This window comes from Alsobacter sp. P4_H11 (genome assembly GCF_056400925.1).
Map to the genome: position 1 here is coordinate 1 of NZ_JBFUKI010000024.1, position 4,605 is coordinate 4,605.

5 protein-coding genes are annotated in these 4,605 nt (G+C 58.5%); 1 reads left to right on the plus strand and 4 read right to left on the minus strand.

Going from position 1 to position 4,605, the window contains the following annotated elements; genetic code table 11:
• Positions 1-1,760 precede the first annotated feature (1,760 nt).
• From AC1DSZ_RS24240 to AC1DSZ_RS24250, 3 genes are all read right to left on the minus strand, one after another.
• A complete protein-coding gene (locus AC1DSZ_RS24240; protein WP_476840860.1) occupies positions 1,761-2,267 on the minus strand; it encodes an ATP-dependent DNA ligase in 507 nt (168 codons plus the stop codon).
• A gap of 152 nt (positions 2,268-2,419) precedes the next feature.
• On the minus strand, positions 2,420-2,626 hold the full coding sequence (locus tag AC1DSZ_RS24245) for a hypothetical protein (protein ID WP_476840856.1): 207 nt from the start codon (positions 2,624-2,626) through the stop codon (positions 2,420-2,422).
• A gap of 216 nt (positions 2,627-2,842) precedes the next feature.
• Positions 2,843-3,118, minus strand: coding sequence for a hypothetical protein (locus AC1DSZ_RS24250; RefSeq protein WP_476840857.1), 276 nt, complete (start codon positions 3,116-3,118; stop codon positions 2,843-2,845).
• A 307-nt stretch (positions 3,119-3,425) separates the two neighbouring features.
• Here AC1DSZ_RS24250 and AC1DSZ_RS24255 point away from each other — a divergent pair, with 307 nt between their 5' ends.
• The gene (locus AC1DSZ_RS24255; RefSeq protein WP_476840858.1) at positions 3,426-4,355 is read left to right on the plus strand and encodes a hypothetical protein; all 930 of its coding nucleotides are present in this window, start codon (positions 3,426-3,428) and stop codon (positions 4,353-4,355) included.
• Positions 4,356-4,364: 9 nt separating this feature from the next.
• Here AC1DSZ_RS24255 and AC1DSZ_RS24260 read toward each other — a convergent pair.
• The coding region (locus AC1DSZ_RS24260; RefSeq protein ID WP_476840859.1) for a hypothetical protein at positions 4,365-4,605 on the minus strand (241 nt) is incomplete at its 5' end.

Here is a 4,605-nt window from a genome sequence, read left to right on the forward strand (position 1 = left end):
CCAGTTCCCCGTGCCCCGCCCGTGCCCGGCCACGAACTTCTCAACGACATCTTTCAAATTCTGGGAAGAGCTATCCATCGGGCGATCTCGGTTTCGATAGACAACCGTTAAACACAAGCCGGACATTATCACTGGTACGACGTAACCGTCCAACTTGGTCGAATTGACGTCGTACCAATTCGAACAAACGTACTCGGGTGTCTGGCTTCGGGCCATGAGGACATGGCCAAAGCCCTGCTAACCCTTTGCAGTCGTCAGGCTCGGTTGTAGCCCGGACATCGTGCCTTAAGCCATGCTGGGGACAACCCCGACCGATAGGTCTGGCCAGTCACCGGAGCTGGCCGGCTCGGGGTTCCACAGTCCTGCGCATTTCGCAAATCTCTGGGCGGTCTGCCGGCTCGGCTAGGCACACACCAATCGTCACCGTGCTTTCGTATGCACCGTTGTCAACTGATCGGACTGCGCCGCGTCAAAAAGACCACGCCTCACGGCCTAGTTCCGGCCGAAACTGTTTTCGCTCACTTCAAGACACGCCCAGTGATGGCAAACTGTTTCGGTGGCAAATGCCTTTCAGATGGGAGGTTCGAATGCGAGCACACCTTTTGTGCGCCATATGCGCCGCTTTGCCGATCTCCATTGCCTTGAGCCAAGGCGCCCAGGCTCAGAACGAGATTACGGTCACGCGGCCCTATCCTTCATCGAATTCGCAAGGCTGGCCGGCCGTTCATGCCGACACGCTCCGCACTGTCGGCATCCACTATACGGAGCCGAGCGGTATTCGCGTTGGAAGGGGAAGTTCGATCCCGACTTGGGTCGACTCCTCTCACTTCCAGAATATCAATGTGCCGGGGCTCAGCTCTCGTGGCTACTACGAATACTACATCTCACCCGACGACAAAGTCGTTGTATTCACGCATGGCGAGCGGCGAGTTGCTCGTGTATTCCGATAACTGTAAATGATCCCTACGAATTGGATGGAGGCAATCATGGCAACTAATCCATTGCTGTTCGCTTCGTTTCTCGCTGCAGGGACGATGGCCTCGACCTTGGCGTTTGCAGAGATGCGGGGCATGGTCTACGCCCCTGCGGGCACCCCGACGACCTTGCCTGCGGCGGCTCCGCCGCTGGCAGCTCCGGTCGCGGTTCCCGTCGCGGCTCCTACCTACGACCCATACTCTTACCAGGCTGGCAGATACGGGGATTACGGTAGCTACGGCTATGGGCACGGAAGCTACTACGGAGTGACTCACCGCCGGGCTCGCGTGGCGACGAGGCGTGCGGTGCGGCGCGGTGTTCTGTGACACCTCGTGGCAAGGCAGGACAGAGCTGCTAGAGCTTTTGTGAAACGCTCCTGCTGGGCGAGCTTTCAACATTCGCCCAGCTTGCATAGTCCGCTTGATGGTTGTCTGGTCAAATAGCACCTAGTACTCGCGGATGCGAACGCGGCTCGGGGCGAGGTGCTTGTTGCACGGCAGAGAGCCCTTATCCTCGACCTTGAGTCGAGACGGCCAAAGGTGAAGTAGCAACCCAACTGCGGAGTTGGCCCAAGCCGCCCATGTTGCTCATGCCCACAGACTTCGTACGGATCTGAATGCCGGCGCGGATGCATGGCGGAACCTCAGTCTGATGGGCAGGCAAAATTGATCATGCCCTGACAATCCCCGCAGCAAGCCCCGCTGCGAGGATTCTTTTTTGGCGCAGGCCCCTGTCCGACAGATCGTTCACTTAAGCGCCGGCTAGAGGGTACGAGCCCTTTCGCTTCAAAACGATGCCCTCCAGACCCATTGCTCAGGCATGCCGGAACAGGTCCGGCAACCGGCGAGGCCAACAAATCGGTCAGCTCGGCGCGGCGCTCCACCAGCGGCCACGAGCGAAGGTCCTCGCCATCGATCTCCAGCAAATCGTAGGCTATCAGCACGGCTCGGCCGGCGCCTGCGCGCGACCGCAAGGGCGTGGAAGTCGTCCGGACCATCCGGCATCTGCACCACCGCCTCGCCATCGAGCACGCATGAGCCGCAGGGAAGGCTCAGGAGGCCGGCGGTTATGCGCGGCAGTCGATCGGTCCAGACCAGCCCGTTGCGGCTGTAGAGGCGCACCCCCTGCCCTGTCCGGTGTCCCTGCATGCGATAGCCGTCATGCTTCACTTGATAGAGCCAGCCTGGCGCGATCGGGATCACGTCTGTGAGCGTCGCCAGCATCGGCGGAATGAAGCTGGGCGGATGCGCACGCTGGTCGCCCGCAAGTGGTGGAGATCGCCAAGCCATCATCAGCAGAGCCAACCTGAGCAATCGAGCTTTGGCAGAATAGAGCCCTCACGTTCGCTTTAGCTGGCCATCCTTGTAGATCCGCCAGTGCGCAGCGACGGCGCTGAACCCTGCTTGCCCTCTTGGCGAGTGCGGGTCCGATAAGTTCGTCGCGGCTACTGGCCTTCCTCAACGAGCGGTCCGGAAACCGCTCGATATCTGTAAAGCTTGATCACGAGGTTCATGAAGCTGTCGGGGTCGATGTCTTGATGGCTCGCTAGGTAGTTTGCAGCCATAGCCCCAAACTCGTCCTCCGGCAGGTCAACGTGTTCAGCGACGAAATTTTCGGCGCGATTGACCAAGCTCTGGAGAGAATCAGCCATGAACGAATCCGGTGTTTGATGATGTCGCCGCGCCTGAGATTTTGATTGCTGGCCTAAGGTATGCAAGGGCGGAATAACAATTTGTCCCGCAGATAACTGATTCCGCACAGAGAGCTATCGGGATGCTTAGCAGTAGCCTTCCTCTCGCGAAATGCGCGAAATCAGATTTTGATCTTTTTTAAATTCACAAAAGAACCCCCGCAGCGGGGCTCGTTTCTAGACCCCGTCCTCCGCACAGATGCGCTCGCCAACCTCGAGTAGATCCAGCAGCGCCGAGGCCAGGTCGGACAGCGCTGAGTTGTCGTTCGATTCGTAGTCGGACGCCCTCTGCCCTCTCCGACGGCCCTGCATGTGATAACCGTCGTGCTTGACCTGGTAGAGCCAGCCTGGCGCGATCGGGATCGCAGCGGTGAGCGTCGCCAGCATGGGCTGGGCAAAGCCCGCCGGCGGGAAGCGGGCTTTGCGCTTCAGGGCTCTAGGGCGCCAAGCCATGGCTCCTCGATACAAGTTCCCTGCAAGGGCAATGCTGCGGGGCTGATTGATGTAGGTCGTGGCTAGAAGCCAAACACATTCGGCATCGGGCACCGGAGTTCTTGGCTGAGGCATTGACGGCGCACGGCTCAATCAGAGGCGCGGCGCAATTGTTGTAATGCGGTTTAATAAACGCATGCATTCAACACGATTTTAGCCCAGCGGATCTATTGAACATGACCAATTGAAGCGCGACAATCACCCGATCCCCTTGAGCCTTCAACAGCAAGGTAGCGCAATGTCCATGGAGTGCGACCCAAGACGGGAAATGATCGAAGGGGTTTTGCGAAACGTTCTCGCCAGCGAAGACTTTCAACGTTCAAAGCGGCTTAGCCGATTCCTGTCCTATATCGTCCATGAGTGCCTGGAAGGAAGACAGGATCGGATCAAAGCCTATGCCATTGGGTTGTCGGTTTTTGACAGGCCGGCGCACTTCGACCCAAACTCTGATCCTCTGGTACGTATTGAGGCTGGTCGGCTCCGCCGCGCGCTGGAACGGTACAACTACAGCTCACATGACCCGATCCAGATCGATATCCCTAAGGGAGCCTACGTCCCGGTCTTCAAAACCTGCGTCGCCATAGTGCAATCCCCGGACTCCGGGGATGCTGTCCAGCCACGGCTATCCTTTATTGAGGGTGCACGCTCAGCGATCTCGTCAACGAAATGGGGAGTTCGGGTCACCTTTGCCGCTTCTCTCGTAGCTGCCGCCGCTGCCCTGATTTCCTCGGGATACTGGATGAGGGCGGCCACCTCCGAAAAGCCCCTTTTTGCGGTTCTTCCCTTCACGGCGATTGGGGCCAATCGCGCCCAACAGATCGCCAGCGGTGTTTCGGAGGAGGTGATCAGTGTTCTCGCCGAACAAGGGGAGATCGCAACCCTAAGCCGTTTTGCGACCGAAATGCACGGCACGAACACGGCCACCCAGGGGCACTACAACATTCGGTACTTCGTCGAGGGCAGTGTGTTTACGTCCGAAACAAAGGGAGTTGTCGCCGCTCAGCTTGTGGATGCAAGAGGCGGACAGGTTCTCTGGTCCGCCCAATACAACATCCCGTCCGATGGCGATCTCGTCACCCTGCAGTCGGATTTGGGTCGCGGCATCGCGCAACAAATCGTTGGCCCGAACGGGGTGATTGAACGCCTGCCGCAACCGAAAGGCGCAGTCCCGCGAACTCTGGTGCAGTCAGAGCCCTAGCGGCGCGTGTTACTGTCGTCCAGTGACGACGGTGCGGGATTTGCAATCTGTGTAGATCTTGATGGCCAGTTCCATGAAGGAATCGGGATCAACGTTCAGGTTCCTTGAAAGGTAGTCGGAGACGCTGGCTCCAAACTCTTCGTCAGCCAGTTCCCCGTGCCCCGCCACGAACTTCTCAACGACATCTTTCAAATTCTGGGAAGAGCTATCCATCGGGCGATCTCGGTTTCGATAGACAACCGTTAAACAC